Source organism: Aerococcaceae bacterium zg-252 (assembly GCA_016237705.1).
GTDB classification, from domain to species: Bacteria; Bacillota; Bacilli; order Lactobacillales; family Aerococcaceae; genus Globicatella; species Globicatella yangjingiae.
Window position 1 is genome coordinate 517,839 of the sequence record CP066204.1, and the last position, 25,995, is coordinate 543,833.

Annotated in this window: 22 protein-coding genes and 1 other annotated feature; of the genes, 20 read left to right on the top strand and 2 right to left on the bottom strand. The window is 36.7% G+C overall.

Annotated features, from left to right (window positions below; all coding sequences use genetic code 11):
• Positions 1-48 precede the first annotated feature (48 nt).
• On the bottom strand, positions 49-297 hold the full coding sequence (locus tag JDW14_02460) for a hypothetical protein (GenBank protein ID QQD66005.1): 249 nt from the start codon (positions 295-297) through the stop codon (positions 49-51).
• A gap of 252 nt (positions 298-549) precedes the next feature.
• Between JDW14_02460 and JDW14_02465 the strand changes: the two genes are divergently transcribed.
• From JDW14_02465 to JDW14_02505, 9 genes are all read left to right on the top strand, one after another.
• Entirely contained in the window at positions 550-651 is a 102-nt protein-coding gene (locus tag JDW14_02465; protein QQD66006.1) for a putative holin-like toxin, read from the top strand.
• Positions 652-951: 300 nt separating this feature from the next.
• Positions 952-1,053 carry a putative holin-like toxin gene (locus JDW14_02470; GenBank protein ID QQD66007.1) on the top strand — a complete coding sequence of 34 codons (102 nt, stop codon included), beginning with the start codon at positions 952-954 and terminating at the stop codon, positions 1,051-1,053.
• A 299-nt stretch (positions 1,054-1,352) separates the two neighbouring features.
• Positions 1,353-1,490 (top strand): hypothetical protein, encoded by a 138-nt coding sequence (locus JDW14_02475; GenBank protein ID QQD66008.1) that lies wholly within the window; start codon positions 1,353-1,355, stop codon positions 1,488-1,490.
• A 264-nt stretch (positions 1,491-1,754) separates the two neighbouring features.
• Positions 1,755-1,856, top strand: a complete 102-nt coding sequence (locus JDW14_02480) for a hypothetical protein (GenBank protein QQD66009.1) — start codon at positions 1,755-1,757, stop codon at positions 1,854-1,856.
• Between the two features lie 722 nt (positions 1,857-2,578).
• Positions 2,579-2,804 (top strand) — a binding site (T-box leader).
• Between the two features lie 63 nt (positions 2,805-2,867).
• Positions 2,868-5,276, top strand: coding sequence for a leucine--tRNA ligase (locus JDW14_02485; GenBank protein ID QQD66010.1), 2,409 nt, complete (start codon positions 2,868-2,870; stop codon positions 5,274-5,276).
• 92 nt (positions 5,277-5,368) lie between these two features.
• Positions 5,369-7,981: an oligosaccharide flippase family protein gene (locus tag JDW14_02490; GenBank protein ID QQD66011.1), complete on the top strand. Its 2,613-nt coding sequence runs from the start codon at positions 5,369-5,371 to the stop codon at positions 7,979-7,981.
• 1 nt (position 7,982) lies between these two features.
• Positions 7,983-8,705: an rRNA pseudouridine synthase gene (locus JDW14_02495; protein QQD66012.1), complete on the top strand. Its 723-nt coding sequence runs from the start codon at positions 7,983-7,985 to the stop codon at positions 8,703-8,705.
• A gap of 153 nt (positions 8,706-8,858) precedes the next feature.
• Positions 8,859-10,256, top strand: coding sequence for a dipeptidase PepV (pepV, locus tag JDW14_02500; GenBank protein QQD66013.1), 1,398 nt, complete (start codon positions 8,859-8,861; stop codon positions 10,254-10,256).
• Between the two features lie 4 nt (positions 10,257-10,260).
• Positions 10,261-11,025, top strand: a complete 765-nt coding sequence (locus tag JDW14_02505) for an RNA methyltransferase (GenBank protein ID QQD66014.1) — start codon at positions 10,261-10,263, stop codon at positions 11,023-11,025.
• Between the two features lie 24 nt (positions 11,026-11,049).
• Here the strand turns inward: JDW14_02505 and JDW14_02510 are convergent, their stop codons facing one another.
• Positions 11,050-11,883 (bottom strand): mechanosensitive ion channel family protein, encoded by an 834-nt coding sequence (locus JDW14_02510; GenBank protein ID QQD66015.1) that lies wholly within the window; start codon positions 11,881-11,883, stop codon positions 11,050-11,052.
• Between the two features lie 170 nt (positions 11,884-12,053).
• Between JDW14_02510 and JDW14_02515 the strand changes: the two genes are divergently transcribed.
• From JDW14_02515 to pulA, 11 genes are all read left to right on the top strand, one after another.
• On the top strand, positions 12,054-12,623 hold the full coding sequence (locus JDW14_02515) for a DUF948 domain-containing protein (protein QQD66016.1): 570 nt from the start codon (positions 12,054-12,056) through the stop codon (positions 12,621-12,623).
• A 27-nt stretch (positions 12,624-12,650) separates the two neighbouring features.
• Positions 12,651-13,172, top strand: a complete 522-nt coding sequence (locus JDW14_02520) for a YtxH domain-containing protein (GenBank protein ID QQD66017.1) — start codon at positions 12,651-12,653, stop codon at positions 13,170-13,172.
• A 265-nt stretch (positions 13,173-13,437) separates the two neighbouring features.
• Positions 13,438-14,436 (top strand): catabolite control protein A, encoded by a 999-nt coding sequence (ccpA, locus tag JDW14_02525; protein ID QQD66018.1) that lies wholly within the window; start codon positions 13,438-13,440, stop codon positions 14,434-14,436.
• Between the two features lie 482 nt (positions 14,437-14,918).
• Positions 14,919-15,533 (top strand): ComEA family DNA-binding protein, encoded by a 615-nt coding sequence (locus JDW14_02530; protein ID QQD66019.1) that lies wholly within the window; start codon positions 14,919-14,921, stop codon positions 15,531-15,533.
• Positions 15,530-17,752 carry a ComEC/Rec2 family competence protein gene (locus JDW14_02535; GenBank protein QQD66020.1) on the top strand — a complete coding sequence of 741 codons (2,223 nt, stop codon included), beginning with the start codon at positions 15,530-15,532 and terminating at the stop codon, positions 17,750-17,752. Before JDW14_02530 ends, JDW14_02535 begins: the two co-directional genes overlap by 4 nt.
• 175 nt (positions 17,753-17,927) lie before the next feature.
• The gene (locus tag JDW14_02540) at positions 17,928-19,652 is read left to right on the top strand and encodes a selenide, water dikinase (GenBank protein ID QQD66021.1); all 1,725 of its coding nucleotides are present in this window, start codon (positions 17,928-17,930) and stop codon (positions 19,650-19,652) included.
• 75 nt (positions 19,653-19,727) lie between these two features.
• Positions 19,728-20,861 carry a cysteine desulfurase gene (locus JDW14_02545; GenBank protein ID QQD66022.1) on the top strand — a complete coding sequence of 378 codons (1,134 nt, stop codon included), beginning with the start codon at positions 19,728-19,730 and terminating at the stop codon, positions 20,859-20,861.
• A gap of 14 nt (positions 20,862-20,875) precedes the next feature.
• Entirely contained in the window at positions 20,876-22,087 is a 1,212-nt protein-coding gene (gene thiI / locus JDW14_02550) for a tRNA 4-thiouridine(8) synthase ThiI (GenBank protein ID QQD66023.1), read from the top strand.
• Between the two features lie 134 nt (positions 22,088-22,221).
• Positions 22,222-22,962: an NAD-dependent protein deacylase gene (locus tag JDW14_02555; GenBank protein QQD66024.1), complete on the top strand. Its 741-nt coding sequence runs from the start codon at positions 22,222-22,224 to the stop codon at positions 22,960-22,962.
• A 130-nt stretch (positions 22,963-23,092) separates the two neighbouring features.
• Positions 23,093-23,860: an exodeoxyribonuclease III gene (xth, locus tag JDW14_02560; protein ID QQD66479.1), complete on the top strand. Its 768-nt coding sequence runs from the start codon at positions 23,093-23,095 to the stop codon at positions 23,858-23,860.
• Positions 23,861-23,931: 71 nt separating this feature from the next.
• Positions 23,932-25,869, top strand: a complete 1,938-nt coding sequence (gene pulA, locus JDW14_02565; GenBank protein ID QQD66025.1) for a type I pullulanase — start codon at positions 23,932-23,934, stop codon at positions 25,867-25,869.
• The last annotated feature ends 126 nt before the right edge of the window (positions 25,870-25,995 follow it).

Sequence of the window (25,995 nt, forward strand, 5' to 3'; positions counted from 1 at the left end):
CCCCAATCGATTGAATGTTAGTTCATATCGAATGGGGGATTTTGTTATTTATTTTTTAGCACTAGGTTTATGGTAAAAGAGTTCAACATTTTCATAATCTGCTTCTGGATCATATTGCATTTTATTTCGGGCGCCTGATTCATCACGATTATCTCTTGTAGCTCTCGAAAAGGGAACACGTTGTAAGAACCAGTTTTTACCTGCTCCGTGCATCTCAGCGTCGACATTTCGTTTATAGATACGAAAATTTATCCAAGCAATAATTATTAGTATACCTATTAAGATAATCAACATCATTGAAATCGCCTCTTTCTAAAATAATATTTACTTATATGATAACATAAAAATGTCAAAGGTAAATAGTTGATTTTTAAAGATCAGTCTCAAAAAAAACTGTACGAAAACTATAAACATACCAATTATAAATAGTGGATTTTTTATGATACAATATTAATTGTAGAAAAGTGAAGACGGTGGCTCCTAACACCGAAAGAGAGGTGATGCCTATGGGCATTTCATCAAAATCTACCGGAAAGGAGGGAGCCTATTTTGACTGCATTTGAAGTTGTACAAACAATTCTTAGCTTTAGTAGTTTTATTATTGCTTTGATTAGTTTGTGCTATAAAATCTTCAAAGACAACAAAAAATAATCCGTCCCCCACTTTGGCAAAGTAGGACGGATTAAATCCAAAATACGAGCCACCGTCTTTTTAACGGTTCTACGCTGGAGCTGGGCTGCAACCCAGCTCCTTTTATGTTTTTATTATATACCACATGTTGTTCGAATTCAAGGCGGTTGAAAAAATCAGTAAACATGCCAATTTTAAATAGTGAATTTTTATGATACAATATTAATTGTAGAAAAGTGAAGACGGTGGCTCCTGCAACCGAAAGAGAGGTGATGCCTATGGGCATTTCATCAAAATCTACCGGAAAGGAGGGAGCCTATTTTGACTGCATTTGAAGTTGTACAAACGATACTTAGCTTTAGTAGTTTTATTATTGCTTTGATTAGTTTGTGCTATAAAATCTTCAAAGATAACAAAAAATAATCCGTCCCCACTTTTGGCATAGTTGGACGGATTAAATCATCTGACGAGCCACCGTCTTTTTAACGGTTCTACGCTGGAGCTGGATTGCAGTCTAGCTCCTTTTATGTTTTTATTATATACCACATGTTGTTCGAATTCAAGGTGGTTGAAAAAATCAGTAAACATGCCAATTTTAAATAGTGAATTTTTATGATACAATATTAATTGTAGAAAAGTGAAGACGGTGGCTCCTGCAACCGAAAGAGAGGTGATGCCTATGGGCATTTCATCAAAATCTACCGGAAAGGAGGGAGCCTATTTTGACTGCATTTGAAGTTGTACAAACGATACTTAGCTTTAGTAGTTTTATTATCGCTTTGATTAGTTTGTGCTATAAAATCTTCAAAGAGAACAAAAAAATAATCCGTCCCCACTTTTGGCATAGTTGGACGGATTAAATCATCTGACGAGCCACCGTCTTTTTAACGGTTCTACGCTGGAGCTGGATAGCCGTCCAGCTCCTATTATGTTTTTATTATATACCACATGTTGTTCGAATTCAAGGCGGTTGAAAAAATCAGTAAACAAGCCAATTTTAAATAGTGAATTTTTATGATACAATATTAATTGTAGAAAAGTGAAGACGGTGGCTCCTAACACCGAAAGAGAGGTGATGCCTATGGGCATTTCATCAAAATCTACCGGAAAGGAGGGAGCCTATTTTGACTGCATTTGAAGTTGTACAAACAATTCTTAGCTTTAGTAGTTTTATTATCGCTTTGATTAGTTTGTGCTATAAAATCTTCAAAGAGAACAAAAAATAATCCGTCCCCACTTTTGACGAGTCGGACGGATTAAATTCACAAGACGAGTCACCGTCTTTTTAACGGTTCTACGCTGGAGTTGGACTGCAATCCAGCTCCTTTTATGTTTTTATTATATAGTATAAAAAGAGTAAATTCAAGTAAGTGGGAATTTAGGTAGCAATCAAATCAAATTTACAAAAATTTACGAAATTTATAAACATGATAATTCTAAACAGGGGATTTTTATGATAAAATAATCTATGTAGAAAAGTGAAGACGGTGGCTCCTAACACCGAAAGAGAGGTGATGCCTATGGGCATTTCATCAAAATCTACCGGAAAGGAGGGAGCCTATTTTGACTGCATTTGAAGTTGTATAAACGATACTTAGCTTTAGTAGTTTTATTATCGCTTTGATTAGTTTGTGCTATAAAATCTTCAAAGACAACAAAAAATAATCCGTCCCCCACTTTGACAAGGTCGGACGGATTAAATTCTATCTTACGGAGTCACCGTCTTTTTAACGGTTCTACGCTGGAGCTGGATAGCCGTCCAGCTCCTATTATGTTTTTATTATATAACACATGTTATTCGAATTCAAGGTAGCTGATTGATTAGTTGCCACTTTACTGGCTTCCTAAAGGCAGTTCTTTGAGAGCTTATAGAAGAAACATTTGTTTTTTTTATCATTTTATGGCATAATCAAGTGTATGAAAGTTATTGAATTTTCAGCGTAATAATAGAGAATCTAAGGTTAGAATTAGTAAGTTGTGATGCAGTATAGAGAGCTTATGGTTGGTGTAAATAAGTCTGCTTAGCAAGTGAACTCATCTAATCGATGTTTGTTTGAAAAGATAAAGTAAGGCAAACCGTATCAATCTGCGTTAAAGATGAGAGGTTAATGATTATCGCTAATAGATAAGCATTAATGAAAAATAGGTGGTACCGTGCTAATTGCACCCTATGACAGAAAGTGAATTCTTTTTGTTGTAGGGTGTTTTGATATTTTTAGAGAATAGGAGTAAAAAATATGACGTATCAACATCGAATTATTGAGAAAAAATGGCAAGAATTTTGGGATAAGGATCAAACATTTAAGACACAAGATAGGCAGGGACATCCGAAGTTTTATGCTTTAGACATGTTCCCTTATCCTTCAGGACAAGGACTACACGTAGGGCATCCTGAGGGTTATACAGCAACCGATGCGATTAGCCGTATGAAACGTGCTCAAGGTTATGATGTTTTACATCCAATGGGGTGGGATGCTTTTGGTTTACCTGCTGAACAATATGCTTTGGACACAGGAAATGACCCAGCTGAATTTACAGCAGAAAATATCGCAAACTTTAAGCGTCAAATTAAATCGCTTGGTTTCAGCTATGATTGGGAGCGTGAAATTAATACGACAGACCCACAATATTATAAATGGACACAATGGATTTTCTCTGAATTGTACAAACGTGGTTTGGCATACGAAGAAGAAGTATCAGTAAACTGGTGTCCTGCTTTAGGAACTGTTTTAGCCAATGAAGAAGTTATTGACGGTGTTAGTGAACGTGGTGGACACCCAGTTTATCGTCGTCCAATGCGTCAGTGGGTATTAAAAATTACGGCTTATGCGGAACGTTTACTAGAAGATTTGGAAGAATTGGATTGGCCTGAAAGTGTTAAGGCAATGCAACGTAACTGGATTGGTAAATCAGAGGGTGCTATGGTTACGTTCAAGGTACAAGAAAGTGACGCATCATTTCAAGTATATACGACACGCCCAGATACATTGTTCGGTGCGTCATATACTGTTTTAGCTCCTGAGCACGAGTTGTTGAAAACCATTGTGCCTGAGAGTCATCGTGAGGTAGTTGATGCTTATGTGAAAGCAGTCGAATTAAAGAGCGATATGGAGCGTACATCGCTTAATAAAGATAAATCAGGTGTCTTTACTGGTGCGTATGCGATTAATCCGGCGACGCATGAGCCAATTCCAATTTGGGTTGCTGATTATGTATTAAATTCTTACGGAACAGGTTGTGTCATGGGTGTTCCTGCACATGATGAGCGTGATTTCGAGTTCGCAACAAAATATGAATTGCCAATTAATCGTGTAGTAGAGGGTGGTGACTTACCATTTACTGGTGACGGTGCACATATTAATTCTCGATTTTTAGACGGCTTGAATAAAGAAGAGGCTATCAAAAAAATGAATGAATGGCTAGCTGAAAATGGTATTGGACAGGCTCAAGTTAATTACCGTCTACGTGACTGGTTATTCTCTCGTCAACGCTATTGGGGAGAACCTATTCCGATTATTCATTGGGAAGACGGTACGACGACATTAGTACCGGAAGAACAATTACCGGTAATGTTACCAAAAACTGATGAAATTAAGCCGAGTGGAACAGGTGAGTCGCCATTAGCAAAAATTGAAGAGTGGGTAAATGTTGTTGACCCAGAAACAGGTAAAAAAGGTAAGCGTGAAACACATACAATGCCACAATGGGCTGGTAGTTCATGGTACTTCCTACGCTATATTGACCCAAATAATACCGAAGCAATTGCGTCGCCTGAAAAATTAGAAGAATGGTTACCAGTTGATTTGTATATTGGTGGAGCAGAGCATGCTGTATTACATCTTCTATATGCACGTTTCTGGCATAAGTTTTTATATGATTTAGGTATTGTTAAGACGAAAGAACCATTCCAACGCTTGTTCAACCAAGGGATGATTTTAGGTTCTAACAATGAAAAAATGTCGAAATCTAAAGGTAATGTTGTCAATCCAGATGATGTTGTAGCACAATACGGTGCGGATACGTTACGTGTTTATGAAATGTTTATGGGGCCTTTGGACGCATCAATCGCTTGGAGTGAAAAAGGGCTTGAGGGTAGTCGTCGTTTCTTAGAACGTGTATGGCGTTTATTTATCGATGAGACAACTGGTAAATTGAAAGAAACTGTTAAAGCAGAAGCGAATGATGCGTTGACGCGTGTATATCATCAAACAGTGAAAAAAGTAACCGAAGATTATGAGCAATTACATTTCAATACGGCGATTTCACAAATGATGATTTTCTTAAATGCAGCCAAAGACCAAGCAGTGATGCCATTGGAATATGCGAAAGGTTTTGTTCAATTATTGGCACCATTGGCTCCGCATTTAATGGAAGAGATTTGGCAAATCTTAGGTGAAACGGAAAGTATTCAACGTGCTGCTTGGCCAACGTATGATGAAAGTTTAACAGTTGAAGATACGGTTGAAATTGTAATTCAAGTCAATGGTAAATTAAAGCAAAAATTAGTTGTGGCAATGGACTTAACTCCAGACGCGTTGGAACAAGAAGCATTAGCACAAGCTGCCGTACAAGAAGCGATTGCAGGTAAAACAGTACGCAAAGTTATTGCAGTACCAAATCGTTTAGTTAATATTGTAGCGAATTAATTTTAATCTATTGTTAGAGTGCAACACCTATTGTTATTGATTACCGCAATAGGTGTTAAAGGTTAATACTATTAGAGGAAGGAGTATTATTTATGTCGGATAAGCGTAAGACTTCGTATGACTTAGATGAAACAATTCAATTTACGCAAGACGAATTAAGACGTTTGCGTCAACCGAATAAGCAACCGATTGATGATGATTACTTCTCTCGTGACTTACATCGAGGGGAGATGGATTTATCAGGTGAGACAGTGGAACAATTGGATATTATGCCACGCAAAATATCGCCGTCAGCTGAGTTAGATGTTGTCGAAGATGAAGTCGTACAGGTAGAAAGTGAGATAAAAGAAGAAACGAATCCTTTTTTATATCAATCGAAAAGTAATGAATTGCGACAAGAAAAGGAACAAAAAAAGCGTGAACTAGAAGAAAAAGCTAGAGCTAAAAAAGAATTTTTATCACGAAAAATGGACGAGTTATACGAACCGGTCTATGATGAATATGAATTAGAAGACTTAGAATCGTATAATCAGTTTGATAGTGAAGAAAATTATGCCAATGAAATGGTGGAAGAAGAGCCAATATTATCGAGAACAGCTAAAGCAGCGAGTGTTAAACAAGAGCAAAGAAAACCACGAATTAATGTGGGGCAATGGTTCAGTAAAGCGTCTGAGCAAGTCAAATCCAAAATTACAGAGCTTAAAGATAAAACACAATCTCATGCTGAAATGGCTGAGGAAGACACTGAAGTATTGGAAATGTCGGAAGAACCAGTAATTACTGTTGATACTGAATTAGTACCGGAAGAATCGGTGCAAGACATTGAACCATTGGTGGAAGAAGTTTCACAACAAGAAGAACTAGAGATAGCTGATTTTCAAGAGAATGTGAATGAATTACCAGTAGAAGATACAGATGATACGCAGATTGAAGAGATTTCGCTAGATAATGAAGATTCGGCTATTGTTGACGAATTGAGTGCACAAGTAACAGAATCCACTCAATATTTTGAAGAGCCGATTTTAACGGATAAAGTATTGGATGAGGTACTAGGGCATGATGATATTCAAATAGAAGAATTAGCAGAAGAACAAGTTTCATTTGTTAAAGGAACAGCTTGGTTAACAGTGGGTAACTTAATTTCACGTATTTTAGGTGCACTCTATGTTATTCCTTGGGCGACATGGTTAGGAGCAGAATTTACCAATGCCAATGCACTTTATAGTGTAGGGTATCGTCCGTATTCACTCTTTTTAGCGATTTCTACGGCTGGTTTTCCAAGTGCAATTGCTAAGCAAATGGCATATTATAATGCACGTAAAGAATATAAAGTTGCTGACAAATTATTCAAAAATAGTTTAATGGTTATGGGAGTCACAGGTTTAATCTCGGCACTGCTATTATTCTTGTCTGCACCATTTATTGCGTATAATTCGGCAACCGATACACCGGAGGCTGCTATTGTTGTTATTCGTTCGCTTGCACCGGCACTGTTAATTTTACCGGTAATGAGCTTATTGCGAGGTTATTTCCAAGGGTTTGGTGATATGGTGCCAACAGCAGTATCGCAGATTTTAGAACAGATAGCTCGAGTGGTCTACTTATTGGTAGCTACTTATGCGATTATGCAACTATTATCTGGTAATGTGACGTCAGCCGTAGCTCATTCAACATTTGCAGCGTTTATCGGTGCTTTATTATCACTTCTTTATTTAGTGATTGTTTACTTGAAACGTCGTCCACTGATTCAAATACTATTTGAACGTTCAGAAGATACGACAGAACTTGATTTTAAAACGAGTATGAAATTATTATTAGTGGATAGTGTACCATTTATCTTACTTGGTTCAGGTATCATTATTGCACAAATGGTTGATTTATTCTCATTTAGACAAATCTTAGAAACGACAACGATTATTTTATCAAGTGATATTAAAGTGATGTATGGAACAATGAGTCATGATGTCGACAAGTTGATTATGATTGTTATTTCAGTCGCAATCGGTATGTCACTGTCTTCGATTCCATTGATTACAAGTCTATATGCCAATGCCGAAGTGAAGAAAACGGCACAATTAATTGAAAGAATCTCAATTGTATTTTTAATTTTTATGTTGCCAGCTGCATTAGGAATGGCGAGTATCGCAGATAATATGTATCAATTGTTTTATGCCAATGGTAGTGAACAAGGGCCAGGATTATTGGTAACAGCATCTTATTTAAGTATTATTTTAGGTGCTTATACGGTGCTATCAACCATTTTACAGTCAATGAATTATCGTCGTTTAGCGATTAAATATTTATTCATAGGTCTATTGGTTAAAGTGGTGCTACAATTCCCATTGGTTGCTTTATTCCATGCACATGGTGCACTCGCTTCGACATTAGTAGCCTTTTTAGTGACGAGTTGCTTAATGTTATGGAAGATTCATCAATTAGTTTCATTGGATTTTAAAGCGATGTTGCCGGATACGGTTATTATCTTTACAGCATCAGTTTTAATGGCATTATCGGCTGGTTTTTGGAATATATCACTGAATGCATTATTCGGGCCAGTAGGACGATTGTTTACATTCATCAAAATTATCGTGATTGTATTGTTTGCGGCAATGGTATATGGTGGTGTATTGGCATTATTTGGTAAATTATCACTAGTTATCGGTAATAAATACCAAACATTACAAGAAAAGTTGAGATTGTTCTAAAATGAGATTAGATAAATTTTTAGCTCATACTGGATTTGGTAGTCGTAAGGAAGTAAAGCAGTTATTGAGTAAGGGCTGGATAACGGTCAATGATAGTGTAGTCAAAAAGGTCATCTCCATTAATGAGCAGACTGATGTTGTAAAAGTTGACGGTGAAATTATTCATTATGAGGCATTTAGTTATCTATTGCTGAATAAACCGGAGGGCATTATTAGTGCGACAGAAGATGATTATCATGAAACGGTTATTGATTGGATAGGCCCTGAGTTTGCACATTTAAAATTATTTCCAGTAGGAAGATTAGATATTGATACGACGGGTTTGTTATTATTGACGAATAATGGGCAATTATCGCACCAATTGTTGTCACCTAAACGCCATGTTTCAAAGCGTTATTACGCTGAAATTGACGGGATTGTGACGGAAGAAATGGTTGTTAAGTTTGCTAAAGGGTTAAATTTAGATGATTTTACGACACTTCCTGCCAAATTGGAAGTATTATACGTCAATCCACAAACCAATCAATCAAGAATAGAAGTTGAAATTCAAGAGGGTAAATTTCATCAAGTGAAACGTATGTTTGAGAAAGTGGGTTGTACAGTAGTTCGTCTGCATCGTTTATCTATGGGGCCACTCGTATTGCCAGAAGATTTAGCAGTAGGCGAATTTCGCCAATTAAATGAACAAGAACGCCAAAGTTTAGAGCCATACGGCTTGCAGTAAAATATAGTGCGACAACGAGCGTTTTGAAATGAATCACTGGAGCAAAGGTTGAAGAAGTGCATGAGCACTTCAAGAGCTTTGCGAAGTGGACGTCATTTCAGCTCGTGGGAGCCGGAATAAGCAAACAAGATTTGATTTAAAGGAGGAAATTCAATGGTAAATTGGTTAGCAGAAGTAGAACAACGCAAAGAACAGTTGTTCTCAGATTTATTTCGATTATTACGTGTCCCTTCTGTAAGAGAAGATGACAAAGCAACAGCAGAGGCTCCGGTTGGGCCAGGGCCAAAAGCTGCTTTAGAAGAATTTATGAAAATGGCTCAAGAAGACGGATTTGAAACAAAACAATTTGGGCCTTGGGCAGGACGTATCGAAGTAGGGTCAGGCGAGCAACTATTAGGTATTTTAGGGCACGTTGATGTTGTGCCAGTCGGTACAGGTTGGGAAACAGACCCGTTTGAACCAGTCATTAAGGACAATCGTATTTATGCACGTGGTTCAAGTGATGATAAAGGGCCGACAGTGGCAGCTTATTTTGCTATTAAATTATTGCGTGAATTAGGTTATGAATTTAATCAACGTGTGCATTTAATTGTGGGTACAGATGAAGAGAGTGGTTGGCAATGTATGGATTATTATTTCCAACATGCTGAAATGCCTGATTTTGGATTCTCACCAGATGCTGTATTTCCAATTATTAATGGCGAAAAAGGGAATGTGAGTTTCACTTTATCCCTAGCACCTAAAGCACAAGCTGGTGAACAACAGTTAGTTTCATTTGAGGGTGGCTTACGTGAAAATATGGTTATTCAAGATGTAACGGCGACTGTAAAAGGGTTGAACCCAAGTATTGCAGCATTATATGCAGACTTTTTAAATGAACATGACTTAAAAGGAAATGTTGAGTTGAATGGTGACGAGGGTGTGTTCACTTTAGTTGGTAAAGCTGCACATGGTTCAACACCGGAAAAAGGTCGTAATGCAGCGACTTACTTGGCACGCTTTTTAGTGGAGTTTGCTTTTGACAATCATGCAGCTGATGATTTTATTACATTGTTGGCGACTGAATTGCATGAAGACTTCATAGCAGAAAAAGTAGGGGTAGCACATCATCACGAAGTAATGGGTAATGTCAGCATGAACGTGGGAATCGTATCTTATGATGCTGAAAAAGGTGGTAGCATTATTTTGAATTTCCGTTTCCCAGAGGGAACTACACCAGAAACAATGGGTGAACGTTTTGCTAAAAAATTAAGTCATTATGACTTTGATTTAGCAGTGGGTGAATCGAAAGAACCTCATTATGTACCAGCAAATGACCCGCTAGTATCAACATTATTAGATGTATATGAAAGTCAAACTGGTTTAGAGGGGCATGAAATGACAATCGGTGGTGGAACATACGGACGTTTGATGCCACGTGGTGTCGCATTCGGTGCATTATTCCCAGATTCAATTGACACAATGCATCAAGCGAATGAATTTTTAGCAATTGATGATTTATTACGTGCAACTGCTATTTATGCTGAAGCCATTTACCGTTTGACACGTTAAGACGATGAAACAGATTACTTCAAAACAAAATAGCCAACTAAAAGAGTGGCATAAGTTACTGACGAGTAAAGGTAGAAAAAAAGCACAAGCGTATTTGGTTGAGGGAGAGCATTTAGTAGAAGAGGCTGTAAAATCCAAAGTGCCGATACGAACGATTATAATGTCGGAACAATATTATCAAACCCATAATATTGAACAGTGGCAATCAGTTTGTCAAGATATGGTATTATTAGCCGAGCATTGTGTTGATGTACTCAGTCAAACGCAACAATCACAAGGCGTATTTGCGATTGTTGATATGGTGTCGTCATCTCAGTTACCGGAAACAATGCGTCGTGTTTTGATTGTCGATGCAGTGCAAGATCCAGGTAATTTAGGGACTATCATTCGGACTGCTGATGCAGCAAATTATGATGCTGTTATCTTGGGTGAGGGTACGGTTGATTTGTACAATGATAAAGTTTTACGAGCAACACAAGGTTCTCTGTGGCATTTGCCTGTTCTGTCCATGTCAGTGGGGACGGCAATTTCCATGTTGAAACAGCAACAATTTACAATATTAGCTACTGCCTTACATCAGACCGCTCAGCCGTATACTGACTTTTCACAAGTTGAACGAGCTGCTATTATTGTCGGCAATGAGGGACAAGGAGTGGCACAACAATGGATTGAACAATCCGATGTGTCTGTCTTTATTCCAATGTCGACACGTGTTGAGTCTTTAAACGTAGCAGTAGCAGCAGGTGTATTAATGTTTCATTTAAATTAAACAATATTAAAAAGCAGCAAGACGTTATTGGTCTAGCTGCTTTTTGAATTCTTGTGGGGGTAAGGCTTTAAAATACTGACTGTAAAATTGACTGGAAAGCCGAGTATAGTCACTGTTTTTGATTGAAAAAATAATGCGATAGTCAAAGGTGTGATAACGAGTAGGAATTAAACCTAAAATAACAGGCTCACTAGTTAGATACTCAGCGTACTGTTGTTGTATGAGAGTTGTTTCCTGTGCAATAATGGTTTCAATTTCAGCTAAATTTTCGGTCGAATGTAAAGGAATGTCAATGTTAACACTTCGGTCGCTGCGACTTAAATTATTGACGATTTTTAAGATACGATTAGGAATATAATAGAGATTTCCATTAAATCCTTTAATTGTTGTTGAGCGAATTCCGATATGTTGAATAATGCCAATAATTTGCTGTGAGGGCAGTTCAATGACTTCGCCAATATCAAAATGCCCCTCAAAAATAATAAAAATACCATTGATGACATCTGTTACAAATTCTTTAGCCCCCATACCAAAGGCAACCCCAGCAATTCCGGCACTGGCTACAAGCGTACCAACAGGAAAACCTAGTATTGATAGAATGGCATAAAATAAAAAGAAATAGAGTAAATAATTTACGGCATTTTTAAGTACAGTAGTAATAGTAGAAATTCGTTGTGGTGCTGTATAGCGTAATTTATTTTTGATAGCCGTATCAAACAGACGGTCAATGAAAAATTTTAATGCGATAAATAACATAATGGTGCTACCTAATTGCATGATGATATAAAGAAGTTTTTCACTATTATCGAGTAAAAAATGTTGTATAAAGTTTAGAGTCCATTTATCTGATTGATTCAAAATAGTGACCCCTTTAGAGTTTGTCTATTGAATATTTTACGAATTTTTTGCAATAAATGCAATTGTATGAATAGCCTAATAGAGCTAGAATAAGCGAAACATTTGTCAAAAGCAGACAACGCATGGTATAGTAAAAGTAACAAATTTTTGAACAGGAGCGTGATATAACCATGACTTTAGGAGGAGTAGCTGCTTTAATTGCTGCTATTGCATTTGCAGCGTTAGTTGTGGTCGTGTGCTTATCATTGGGGAAATTACCCAAGTTATTATCTGATTTGCAATTAACGATTCAACGAGTGAACACAACAATTGATGTCGTGACGAAAGATGTTGACAGTCTTTCAATTGAAGTGGAAGCTTTACTTAATAAGACCAATAGTTTAATGGATGATGTAAATGGGAAATTAGCAAAAACCGATCCATTGTTTGGTGCCATTGGTGAGTTAGGTGAAACAGTTTCTGAAATTAATGTATCGGCTAAGGATACAGCAACTAATTTAATTAGTGGTATTGGTAAGCGTAGACCGTCTCGTGTACAACGATTATTTAAAACAACACGTAATTTATCAAAAGCAAAAGATTTTGTCACTGCAAGTCCAAATTCAAATGAAGTTGTAGCACCTGAAGTGGAAACAGTGGTGACAGCAACTGACCCAATGAGTGAATTAGAGCGTGAATTATACGCCCTTGCAGAACGTGAGACATCAAAAACTGCTGGTGAAATTACAATTAATCGATAATAAAAGTTAGTAGGAGGAGTGAAAACGATGAAAAAACAAAATAATGGTGGCTTTTTATTAGGTGCAATTTTTGGTGCAGCTGTAGCAGGTATTACTGCCTTATTATATGCACCAAAAGCAGGTGAAGATTTACGTAAAGATTTCTCAAACGAAATGGATAATTTATTAGATAGAGCAAAAGATTATAAAGATTTAGCCATTGAAAAAGGTGTAGAATTATATGATGCAGCAGCTGAAACAGCGACAGAAGTTTCAGATGACATCAAATTAAATGTTAAGATGCAAGTTGAAACTTTAAGCACTAAATTTGATGAAATTAAAGAAGAAAGTAAAAAAGCATTAAGTAATGCCAAAGATTCTTTAGAAGAAGTTGCTAATAAAGTGACAAAAGAAGCAGAAGAAGTCGCTGACAAAGCGAAAGACGAAGCAGAAGATGTAGTAGTCGAAATAAAAGAAGTTGCCGATAAATCGAAAGAGGCAGCAGAAGAAGTTGTCGATAAAGTAAACGAAAAAGTTGAAGATGCTAAGGACGCAGTAAACAATGCGTAAAACATTACTGATTATTTGTAATAATTAATATGATGCAGCTCAAAACGTGATACTTATATTGCGATTTGAGTTGCTTTTATTAAGTGGAGTAGAACATCTGAAACAGATACTTTTTCAGAAAGTAAATGATTGGAAAAACCCAACATGTTTTCATAGTAATGTTGTTAAATGAGAGCATTTATGCAAATAAAACGCTTGCAATCATAAAAAAATTATGTTACATTTAAACTATATAAAAAATAAACTAATTAGGGGCGAAATGCTTATGGAAAAGCAAACAATTACAATTTATGATGTTGCTAGAGAAGCAGGCGTTTCAATGGCAACAGTTTCTCGAGTGGTGAATGGAAATCCAAATGTAAAACCAGCGACTAGAAAAAAAGTTAATGATGTCATTCAACGTTTGGATTATCGACCAAATGCCGTAGCACGTGGTTTAGCTAGCAAACGAACAACAACTGTCGGTGTCATTATTCCAAGTGTATCAAATGTATTTTTTGCATCGTTAGCACGTGGTATTGATGATATTGCTGTAATGTATAAATATAATATTATCTTAGCAAATTCGGATGAAAATCCAGAAAAAGAAGTGCAAGTATTTAATACATTATTAGCTAAACAAGTTGACGGAATTATTTATTTAGGTAACTCGATTGAGGCACCATTGCGTCGTGAAATTAAACGTACGAATACACCGGTTGTCTTGGCTGGGACAGTGGCTGAGGGCGATGATTTTTCAACTGTAAATATTCGTTACATGGATGCGATTCGTGAGGCGACTGAAAGTTTATTGAATCGTCATGAAAGAATTGCGTTAATTACAGGGCCAGAACATCATGAAATCAATCGTTATCATTATGTGCCAGGATACAAAGATGCTTATGCTGCAAAAGGTGTTAAAACAGATGATGAGTTAATTATTCAAGGTGAGTTTAATATTAATTCTGGTGAAACATTATATAGTCATATTCATGCAACTGAAGCAACAGCAGCAATTGTTGCGAATGATGAAGCAGCTGTTGCGTTGTTAAATGAATTGCAAGATAGAAATATTTCAGTTCCTGATGATTTTGAAATCATTACGAGCCATAACTCAATTTACTGTTCAATCGTGCGTCCTAAATTAACTTCAATTCAATTACCATTGTATGATTTAGGTGCTGTTGCGATGCGTCTATTGACTAAGATTATGGCAAATGAAGAAATTGACGAACGTCATGTATTGTTACCATATAAAATCGTGGAAAGAAATTCGACAAAATAATTTGAATTGATATGAAAAACTCTTATGGATATTTAAAATCATAGGAGTTTTTTTGAATAGGGTGGGTTTATATTTTCTCTGAATGGATTATTTATGATGCATTAAAATTTTTAGATACAAATAATGTTATTATTTGATAAGAGAGTGAAGTTGTAAAGGGAGTATTGCATGATGACAAAAGTTTCAAGATATTTTTATTTGTCGTTGGTATTAGGAATACTATTTGTAACATTTGATTTTTTTAAAGCATTGCCTTTTGTTCGAACCATTGGTAAAGGGCTAATAATTTTATCGATACTGTTATTTTTTAAAGCATTTTCTCTTCATAAGAGAAAGGGTTAAATACAATTGACGGACTAGGCAAGTAATGGATTTTTTGCCTAGTCTTTTTACTATTCAGTATTTTTTATTCTTACGAGTACAAATGATTTAGTGTTTAATCGTGTATTTATCGTAAAGAATAGAAAGTAGGTGTATCGAAGATGTGGCAGAAACATAAGGGAGTATTAGTAGGTGTTATTGTTTTATTGACAGGGTTTATTTATCATCAAATGGCGACTCCTCAAACAATTGACTGGCATTCTGAAATGAGTGATACCACGCAACAAGTTACTGAAATGGACAGTGATGTCAGTACGGAAATTTTGACTGATATTTATGTTGATATAAAAGGGGCTGTAAAAGTTCCAGGCGTGTATCGTTTGCCCCAAGGAAGTCGGGTCATGGACGTGATTGAACAAGCTGGTGGTTTACTGCCGGAAGCAGCCGATTCGCAATTAAATCAAGCACAATTATTGACGGATCAAATGATGATATATGTTCCCAGTTATGAAGATGTTACGGGTGATACGGTACTATCAACGCAAATGCTAGCAAGTCTACCTAATTCAGAAACTACTGACAAAATCAATATTAATCAAGCTGATAGTTCACAATTGCAAACTTTACCTGGAATTGGCCAGAAAAAGGCTGAGGCGATTATACAATATCGACAAGAAAATGGTTCGTTTCAAGATATACATGATTTAACTAATGTCAGTGGTATCGGTGAAAAAACTTTTCAACAGTTGCAAGATTATATTTCGGTGGGACCATGAAAGCATTACATCATCATTTTATTTTTGGTGCGATGACGGTATTGATTACTTGTCAGATTGTCTTGACTGGGCAGTGGTTTTGGTGGCTGGCAGCCATGTTTTTATTATTTCGTATGTGCTATTTTGGCAATGCTGTAAAAATTATGATGATTACTTTGAGTATTATAAGCTGTTTTTTGGCTTGGCGAGCAGTACAAATACCGAATTTGTCAAGTAATCATGGAGTATGGCTTGTTGAAGTGAATCCCAATCATATTGAAATTGAGAATGGCCATTTAACTGGACGTGGAAATTTATTGTTGAATCATAAAAAGTTGCCGGTTGAAATTATTTCATGGGACTGGAAAGAAGAGACGCAATCATACCCGATGATATGGCAAGTTCAAGGTGAAATTGAAAAGCCGGAACAAGCACGTAATTTTGGAGTATTTGACTATCGAAAATATTTAGTGAGTCAAGGTGTTCATTATCAGCTACATATTGAATCCGTATTGAAAAAGCAGCCAATACAGTCGTTAGAAGCGAAATTAAGTCATTGGCGTTTTATTATATTAGCGCATTTTAAACGTTTGAATATGAGTTATCTGTTTAGTTTGTATAATAAAATATTTTGGAATATTCAGTCTACTCACTTTCGGAAATCGAAACAATATTTTATTGAATTAGGTGTGATTCATCTATTTGCTTTGTCGGGTTTACATGTTACTTGGTTAGGGCAACGATTAAAGTACTTATTACGGCGATGTGGAGTTTGGGTGGAATATGTAGATTATTTTGTTATTGCATTGTTATTGGCATATACTTATATTACAGGTTTCCCAATTGGTGTAGTACGCAGTGTAGGAATGTTAATCTTTGCCAAAATATTACCGGTACAGCGCTTAGATAGATTAAGTTTACTAACAATTTGTCTTTTATGGTATCAGCCTTATTTAGCTTTATCGATGAGTTTTCAGTTAAGTTTTTTAATGAGTTATTTACTTATTTTAATGCCTAAAAATTTACCAGAGTGGGAAATGTCGACTATTTGCTTATTATTTTCACTTCCGCTGACAATTGGACAATCTGGTGTGTGGTATCCATTGCAGTTTATTTGGGGTTGGTTAATTGGTAAAGGGCTTATGAAGATTTTGACTGCTTGTGTCATGATATTAACTATCTTGTCGTTTATTCCCAACGCACTTAATTTACTATTATGGTTAGAGCATTGTTTGCAACCATTAGCTGCCGTGGTATTAGTAAAGCAACCAATTGTTATCATGGGAACATTATCGGTTATGTGGCAATTGTGGTTATGGGGTAGTGCGAGTTTGTGGCTGAGTCAACACTCACATCGTTTTTTATTAACGATTGTAAGTTACGCTGTTTGCTGTTGTTTAGCCAATATTTCATTAGTGCCACAAGCGATTGTGTTAGATGTGGGACAGGGTGACGCATTATTAGTTAGACAAATTGCAACACATAGAGCGTGGTTAATTGATACAGGTGGTAGAGCGACTTGGAGTGGCGATAGTACATCTGGTATTGATTCACATTATGCAGATAAAACGATTATTCCGGCTTTAAAAGCATTAGGTATTCGTGCCCTTGAGGGAGTAGTGATTACGCATGCAGATATTGACCATATCGGTAATTTAGCAGCACTAGCACAAGCCATTCCGATTCATCAAATTCTGATAACGGAACATACACGAGGGCAGCCAATTTGGCAAGAAATTGAACGTGTGATTTCCCAAAAAACTAAGGTGCTTATTTTATCACCAGGGCAGCAATTGAAAACAGCGACACAATTTCATCGTGTGATTAATACACCAGAAATCTATTTAAATCCGAAAAAAACAAATGATGCATCGATTATCAGTTCCATTCAATTAGGTCCGCATCAATTATTGAATTTAGGGGATATTTCAGTGGAGGCAGAACAAAAATTATTAAGGCAAGAGCCATATTTATCAGCAACTTTATTAAAAACAGCTCATCATGGTAGTCAATCGAGTACGTCAGAAGCTCTGTTAATGCAGTTGGAACCACAACTCGCACTCATTTCTGCGGGAGTGAATAATCGATATGGGCATCCTCATCCAGCTGTACTTAAACGGTTGGAACAGCACCATATTCCTTATCTAGCAACCAATGAATATGGTGCCATTCGTTTAACGCAATGGCCATTTCAAAAATTAATGATTGAAGTTGCGATTCAAAATCGTGGTGAAAAGTAAGGGCAGTCAATTAGAATGCAAAAAATGAAAGAAATTCACAAAATATTTCGATTGAAAAGCTAATTTTTATGTGGTTTATTCTTTTATTCTCACAGTTTAAGTGCTATAATCTAGTAGATAGACTGTGCATTTATATAAAAAATTTTATACAGTAATTTTGGGAATAGAGGAGCGAATGACGTTGAGATTTTCAGATATATTATTTATTATTGTCATTCTTGTGCTAATTGGCTACGGTATCTATTTTTATTTAGGTAGACAGCGCAAGGACGCAATTAATGAATTAGAAGAACGAAAGAATCGAGTAATGGCTGTGCCGATTCCAGACCAATTATTTACCTTGAAGAACATGGAATTATCGGGTCAAATGAAGCGAAAGTATGAATCGCTTGTGGCTAACTGGCAGACGATTACTAATTACCAATTCAGTGAAATTGAATCAGCAATTGTTGGCGCAGAGCAATTCGCTGAACAAATGAATATTTTTAGAGCAAAACGTATTATGGATGAAGCGAGTGAAATGTTAGATGAGACAGAAGCCCAAGTGCAAGCATTGAATGTTGCTTTACAAGAGTTACTACAAGTTGATACAGAAAATTCAGAGCAACATGAAAAATTGCTTGAACGCTATCATACGGCACGCAAAAGTGTGTTAAATCATAGCTTTGACTATGGCCCTGCGATTGAAACATTAGAGAAGAATTTACAGTATATTGAATTGAATTTTACAAAGTATAATGAATTGACAACATCAGGGGATCATTTAGAGGCACGTGAAATGTTAACTTTAATTGAATCTGATATGTCAAGTTTGGAAGAAATTTTAGAAAAGATTCCAGCGATGTATAATCAAATCAAGAGTACCTATGAAGATTCAATCGAAGATTTACGTGACGGTTATCAACGAATGGTCGACAGTCAGTTTAATTTTGGTGAGGTTCAGATTCTTGAGGGAATTGATGCTGTTCAAGAAAAATTAGATGAGGCCAAAAATAATATTAAAAATGCGAATTTAGAAGAAGCTCGTACGCTTATGGATAAAGCAGAACGTGAAATCAATTCCTTGTACGATGTAATGGAATCTGAAATTATAGCGAAGGAATATGTTGACCGTCATATTAATCAATTGGCGAATCAATTGAGTCAAGTATCTGAAAATATTCGTTATTCTGGCATTGAAGTAGACCGTATTGCTCAAAGCTATATTTTACATCAAAATGAAATTGAACAAGTAAGTCAATTAGCAGAGCGAGTGCGTATTGAGATGACACGTTTTGCAGATTTACATCAGACAATTGAAGACGGTAATGCGATTTATTCTAATATTGAATCAAGTTTGAAAAAAATTAAGAAACATGCTGATGAAATTGAAGAAAAACAAATTGAATTAGTTGACGGATTGGCTAAAATGAATGTCAAAGAAAAAGAAGTGAAGCAAAATCTTGATTTATATGAAATGGATTTGCGTAACTTGAAACGAAAAGTTGAAAAACATCATTTACCAGGTTTACATGAATCGTATTATAGCTTGTTCTATAAAGTAACAGATCAAATTGAAGAATTGGCAAAACATCTTAATCGAGTGCGTGTTGATATTCGTGAAGTTGAAGCAATGGAATCTGCATTGATTGAAAATTTGAATAAATTAGAAGAATTGACAGATGAAACTGTGGATGATGCGATGTTGACGGAGTATATGATTCAGCATAGTAATCGATTCCGATATGATCATGCTGACGTAGATGCAGCTATTACTGAAGCTCAATATCTATTCCATAAAGAATTTCGTTATCAAGAAAGTTTAGCGGTAATCGAAAAAGCATTGCGTCGTGTTGACCAAGAAGCACCAACACAAGTACGTCGTATGTATCATAAAGAAAAGCAAAATCGTATTTATTAATACTAAACGGGATTGGGTGTTAACGAACCAATCCCGTTGCCTTTTATATAAAAATAAGTAAGGAGTAAGTGCTAGATGTATTATTTTGATAATAGTGCTACAACGCAACCGAATGCGTCTGTTTTAGAAACATATCAACAAGTTGCCATGCAATGTTTTGCGAATCCGTCGAGTATCCATGCTTTAGGGGTAACAGCACAAAAATTATTAACGCAAGCACGTGAACAAGTGGCAGCACTCTTAAAGGTTCAGGCAAAAGAAGTGTATTTTACTTCTAGTGGAACGGAAGCGAATAATTGGGTATTACAGTCTGTTGTACCAGCACTTCATAAAATGCGACCTGATGCAAATCGTATCTTAATATCAGCGATTGAACATCCGTCAGTTTCTGAACAAATTAGTTTGCTACAAGAACAAGGATTTGATGTTCAATTCATTCCAGTTCAAGTAAATGGAAGTATTGATATACTTGCCTTTGAGCAGTTGTTAGATGCTAAGGTATTATTAATTTCTTCAATGGCAGTTAATAATGAAGTTGGAAGCGTGCAACCCCTTGTTGAAATGGCAGCATTATTGCAGCAGTATCCGCAAATTATTTGGCATGTAGACGGTGTTCAAGCAGTCACTACTCAATTTGATTTATTGACCTTGAAGCGTATTGATGCTATTACTTTATCTGGGCATAAATTTCATGCAAGTCGTGGCACAGGTATTTTGATGTTAAAACAGCGTGTCAGCAGTCAGCCAATTTTGTATGGTGGTGGTCAAGAGTCTGGATTACGCAGTAGTACAGAGAATCTTGCGAGTATTGTGGCTACTGCAAAAGCATTACGTTTAGCAGTTGAAATGCAGGATGAAGTTAAATTACGCTTAGCTGACTATCGTCAACAAATTATCAGTGTGTTAGAAAAACACAATTGGATTGTCTTTGCTAAAGAGAGTGCTAGCGAACACATTATTTGTGCTGCTTTCCCAACAATCCCTGGAGAAGTATTGGTTCATGCCTTTGAGTCGCAACAAGTAATGGTATCTACTACAAGTGCATGTTCTAGCCGTAAACATCAACAACACCATACTTTAGCTGCGATGTCTGTGCCAGATAAGGTGTCGACTTCTGCAATTCGTATTAGTATGGCAAGTACAACAACACAAGCCGATGTGATAGCACTACTTGATGCAATCAAAAAAGTTTCAGAGCAATTTAAATAGAAAGGAATTATTGTATGCAACAAATCGTTATTCACTATGGTGAATTATCAACAAAAGGTCGAAATCGTAAATCATTTCAAAATCGTTTAGGAGAGCATATTCGTCAGCAAACGAAACATTTAGAACGGATTAAAATTGTTGCTAATCATGATTTCATGCATTTGACATGGGAAACGACACCAATGGAAGAGATTGTAGACATTTTAAAAACGATACCGGGTATTTCTCGTTTTGAGCCGGTGCACCGAGTTGAAAAAGAAATCGATACGATTAAAGCAAAAGCGATTGAATTATTTGAACAAATTAATCTACAAGAGGGTGACACTTATCGTGTTGTGGTAAAGCGTTCGGATAAGTCATTTGAGTATGATACGATGAGCTTACAACGTGAGGTTGGCTTTACAATTGGTGCAACATTTCCAATGCTAAATGTTGATTTACGACATGCGAAGCATAAATTGACGATAAGTATTCATCAAAATACAGGGGTAAATTTAAGTTTGACTTCGTATACTGGCTTAGGCGGTTTACCTTATGGGTCAAGTGGCAAAGGTTTATTGATGTTGTCGGGTGGTTTTGATTCACCGATTGCTGGCTACCAAATGATTAAGCGTGGCTTGGAAATTGAGGCAGTACATTTTAGTAGCCCACCATATACAAGCCCCCAAGCATTGGATAAGACGAAAAGATTAACGGCTGTATTGGCAAAATATGCGATGCCAATTCAATTTTTAAATGTTCCATTTACAAAGATACAAGAAGCAATTAAAGAACAAATTCCAGATGATTATTCGATGACTGTTATGCGACGCATGATGTTGCGTATTATGGACGGCTTATTAGAAAAACGTCATGGTCAAGCAATCGTAACAGGTGAATCACTCGGACAAGTAGCTAGTCAAACATTGAGCAGTATGCATGCGATTAATGCGGTAACAACGACACCGATTTTGCGTCCGCTAATTGCAGTAGATAAAACAGAAATCATTCAGCAAGCAGAACAAATCGGAACGTATGATATTAGTAATGAACCGTATGAAGATTGTTGTACTGTCTTTGCACCGTCTTCTCCACGTACGAAACCGAAATTAGAGCGTGTAGAAGAAATGGAAAAAGCATTAGATATTGAAAGTTTGGTTCAAGAGGCAATTGACCAAACGACAGTTGAAGTGATTGATGCACAATATATTCAACGTGTTACTCAAAGTTTCTCGGATTGGTTATAGAACCAGTCTTAATGTTAAAAGATTAAAGCTCTTTGCCGTTTTGGCGGAGGGCTTTTTGGAAAGTGTAAGGAAAGCCAGAGCACTCTCGCTCACACCATGTTGTTCTGCTATACTATAATCTTGGAGGGGTTATTATGCTAGAAAATCTTAAAGCAATGCAGGCGTTAATTCAAAGTAGTGCAAGAATTGTCTTTTTTAGCGGAGCTGGTGTGTCAACGAATAGTGGTATTCCTGATTTTCGTTCGGCAAAAGGTTTGTTTGTAGCTGAACAGGGTTATCATTATGCACCGGAACAAATTGTATCGCATTCCTTTTATCATCGTTTTCCCAAAATATTTTTTGAATTTTACTTTGATAAATTAGTTCATCGCCATGCGAAACCGAATGTGGCACATCAATTTGCTAAATGGCTTGAAACATTGGGTAAAGAAGTAGTGGTTGTGACGCAAAATATTGACGGACTGCATCAACAAGCTGGTAGTACGAATGTGCTGGAATTACATGGCTCAGTGTGGCGTAATACTTGTACAGAGTGTGGTCAATCCTATTCTTTAGTTGATTTAATACTCGACCAAAATGGCATTCCACGCTGTAGCAGAGAGGGTGCTATTGTTAAACCAGAAGTTGTCCTTTATGAAGAATCATTAGATGAATCAGTGTTAAATGCAGCCATAAATGCTATCGCAGCAGCCGATTTGCTGATAATTGCTGGGACTTCTTTAGTAGTTTATCCGGCAGCAGGTTTAGTCAATTATTTTAATGGAGAGAAAATGATTGTCGTCAATCAGACGTCTGTACCGATTTATCGCTCAGATGTGTTGACCATTCAACATGAAATGGGAGAAGTATTTGAACAATTGATGACGAATTGGTAATGCCATTGTGAATTTAGTTGATGAAACACTAAAAATGTCAAGGAAGCTAGTTATTCTAGCATTGTTTATGATAGAATAGGGTGGAATCTTCATCATACAATAAAGTATTAATCATGGAGGAAATATGAGTATTAAATTAATCTCGTGGAATGTTAATGGAATAAGGTCTGTTTTAAATAAAGAGGCATTACAAAGTCTGTTATCCGAACATAATCCAGATATTCTATGTTTACAAGAAACAAAGGCACAGGCTGAACAAGTAGAATTTGATTTTCAAGCATTGGGCTACTCTGCTTATTGGTCTTCGGCTGTAAAAAAAGGCTATTCGGGAACAGCGATATTAACAAAAATTCCACCATTAAGTGTAGCGTACGGAATTGGTATTGAAACCCATGATCAAGAGGGACGTGTGATTACATTAGAGCTTGAACATTGTTATTTAGTGACGGTGTACACACCTAATGCTAAGCGAGATTTATCGAGATTAGCGTATCGTCAGCAATGGGAAGATGATTTTTTAGCGTATATCCAGCAATTAAATCAGGTGAAGCCGGTTGTGTTTTGTGGTGATTTAAATGTGGCACATCAAGCGATTGATTTGGCGAATCCTCAAAGTAATCAACGTAATGCAGGTTTTACGATTGAAGAGCGTGAAAAAATGACGGCTGTTTTAAATGCAGGGTTTACGGATAGTTTTAGATATTTGAACCCAGAAGTTACAGGTGCGTATACGTGGTGGAGTTACATGAATAAAGCTCGGGAACGAAATATTGGGTGGAGAATTGACTATTTTATTATCGCTAATCAGATGATTGATTTAATGGAGTCGGCAACGATTTTGCCGGAAGTGATTGGCTCAGACCATTGTCCAGTTCAGTTAGAATTGACAACATTATAAAAATAAAGTGTGACAACGAGCATGGAGTGCAGTGGATGTCATTTCAGCTTGTAGAATAAAGGAGTGATAGGGTGAAACGTTATAAGGCACTTGCATTGGACGAGTATCGGCCAGAACCGCAAACTCGGACATTTAAGTTAAATCCTAAAATTGCAGAGATAGAAGAATTGCATTTTGAAGGAGAATTAGGGGCATTATACACAACAGAACAGACAGAATTTCGTCTTTGGGCACCGACAGCTAAGACGGTTGAGTTAGTAATTTATGAAGATTATTATGCGCCAGTAAAAGAAAAGCGTATGATGTTTAAGGAAGAAGCTGCTGTTTGGATGATTAAGGTGGACGGTGATTGTCATGGCATGACCTATCGTTACGAAGTGACATTTGAAGACGGAAGTAATCGCCGTTCAGTCGACCCGTATTCAAAGGCAGTAACGGTGAATGGTAAACGTTCAGTAGTCGTGGATTTAGCACGTACGAATCCAGAGGGCTGGGGTGAGCGTATGGCGCCATTTTCTGCGCCGACTGATGCTGTTATTTATGAATTACATGTGCGTGATTTTACGGCAGATAATAATAGTGGTGTCAAAAAACGTGGTAAATTTTTAGGTGCGATTGAAACAGGAACGAAAAATCCATTGGGGTCAAGTACAGGTATTGATTATATTAAACAACTAGGTGTCACTCATGTGGAATTTTTACCGATGTTTGATTTTGCATCGGTTGATGAAACAGGGGAAGACCCAACTCAATATAATTGGGGTTACGATCCGTTAAATTATAATGCACCGGAGGGAAGTTACTCGACGAATGCGTATGATCCATTTGTGCGAATTAAAGAAATGAAACAAATGATTCAAGCGTTTCATGATGCTGGCATTCGAATTATTATGGATGTGGTGTATAATCATGTGTTTGAAGTTGAAAATCATAGTTTTCATCGAACAGTACCAGGATATTTCTTCCGTCATACGGAGAGTGGTCAACTTTCAAATGGAACAGGTGTTGGGAATGATACTGCGTCTGAACGTGCAATGATGCGAAAATATATTGTAGATAGCGTGACTTATTGGGCGAAAGAATATCATATTGACGGTTTTCGTTTTGACTTAATGGGTATTCACGATGTTGAAACAATGAACGAAGTGCGTCAGGCATTAGATGCTATTGACCCAAGCATTTTAATGTTTGGTGAGGGCTGGGATTTGATGACAGAATTGCCATTCGAGAAGAAAGCAAGTCATCATCAAGCGAAACGTATGGAACGAATTGGACAATTCAATGATAGTTTACGTGAAGCATTAAAAGGAAATGATTTTGATCCTCATACTCGTGGTTTTATTAATGGTGCTTGGTATACAGAAAATCAAGTAGCCGGTAATGTCATGGCTGGATTGGGGCTTGACCACTTTTTAGATCCAGGACAAGTGATTCAATATGTGGAGGCACATGATAATTATACATTGTATGACCGATTAGTGACAGCTGACCCACATTTGGATCGTGATACGATTATTCGTCGTCATGAATTAGCGACTTCTATCATTCTATTGAGTCAAGGTGTGCCATTTATTCATGCAGGGCAAGAATTTTTGCGGACTAAATATGGTGTGCGTGATAGTTATAATCAACCGAATCATATTAATCAGCTAGACTGGTTGCGTCAAGAAAATTACGAGCATACAGTACATCTTGTTCGAGGCTTAATTGCGTTGCGTAAAGCAGAGCCGATGTTCCGTTTGAAAACTTATGAAGAAATCCAACGTACTATGAAAATTTTACATGCATCTTATCAAATGGTTGCGATTGAGTATTCAAATGAAACAGAGCGATTGATTGTTGTTTTCAATGCTCAAGAAAATACATTGGCTTATGGTTTGGAATATGGCGACTATATTATGAAATTAGTAGACGGACAAGTGCATTTAAGTGATAATTACACGACTGGTATGATTGATCATTTCTTAATTGAACCTTATACGGCACTTGTATTAAAACAGAAGAAATAAGGATTGAGTGTTGGCAATAAGAATTAGGGCTTATTGCTGGCACTTTTTTGACTAGTTATATATTGCGATAAATGTTGCATGTAACGTGAAATCAGAGTATATTAAATTTATTATGATTGGTTTTGG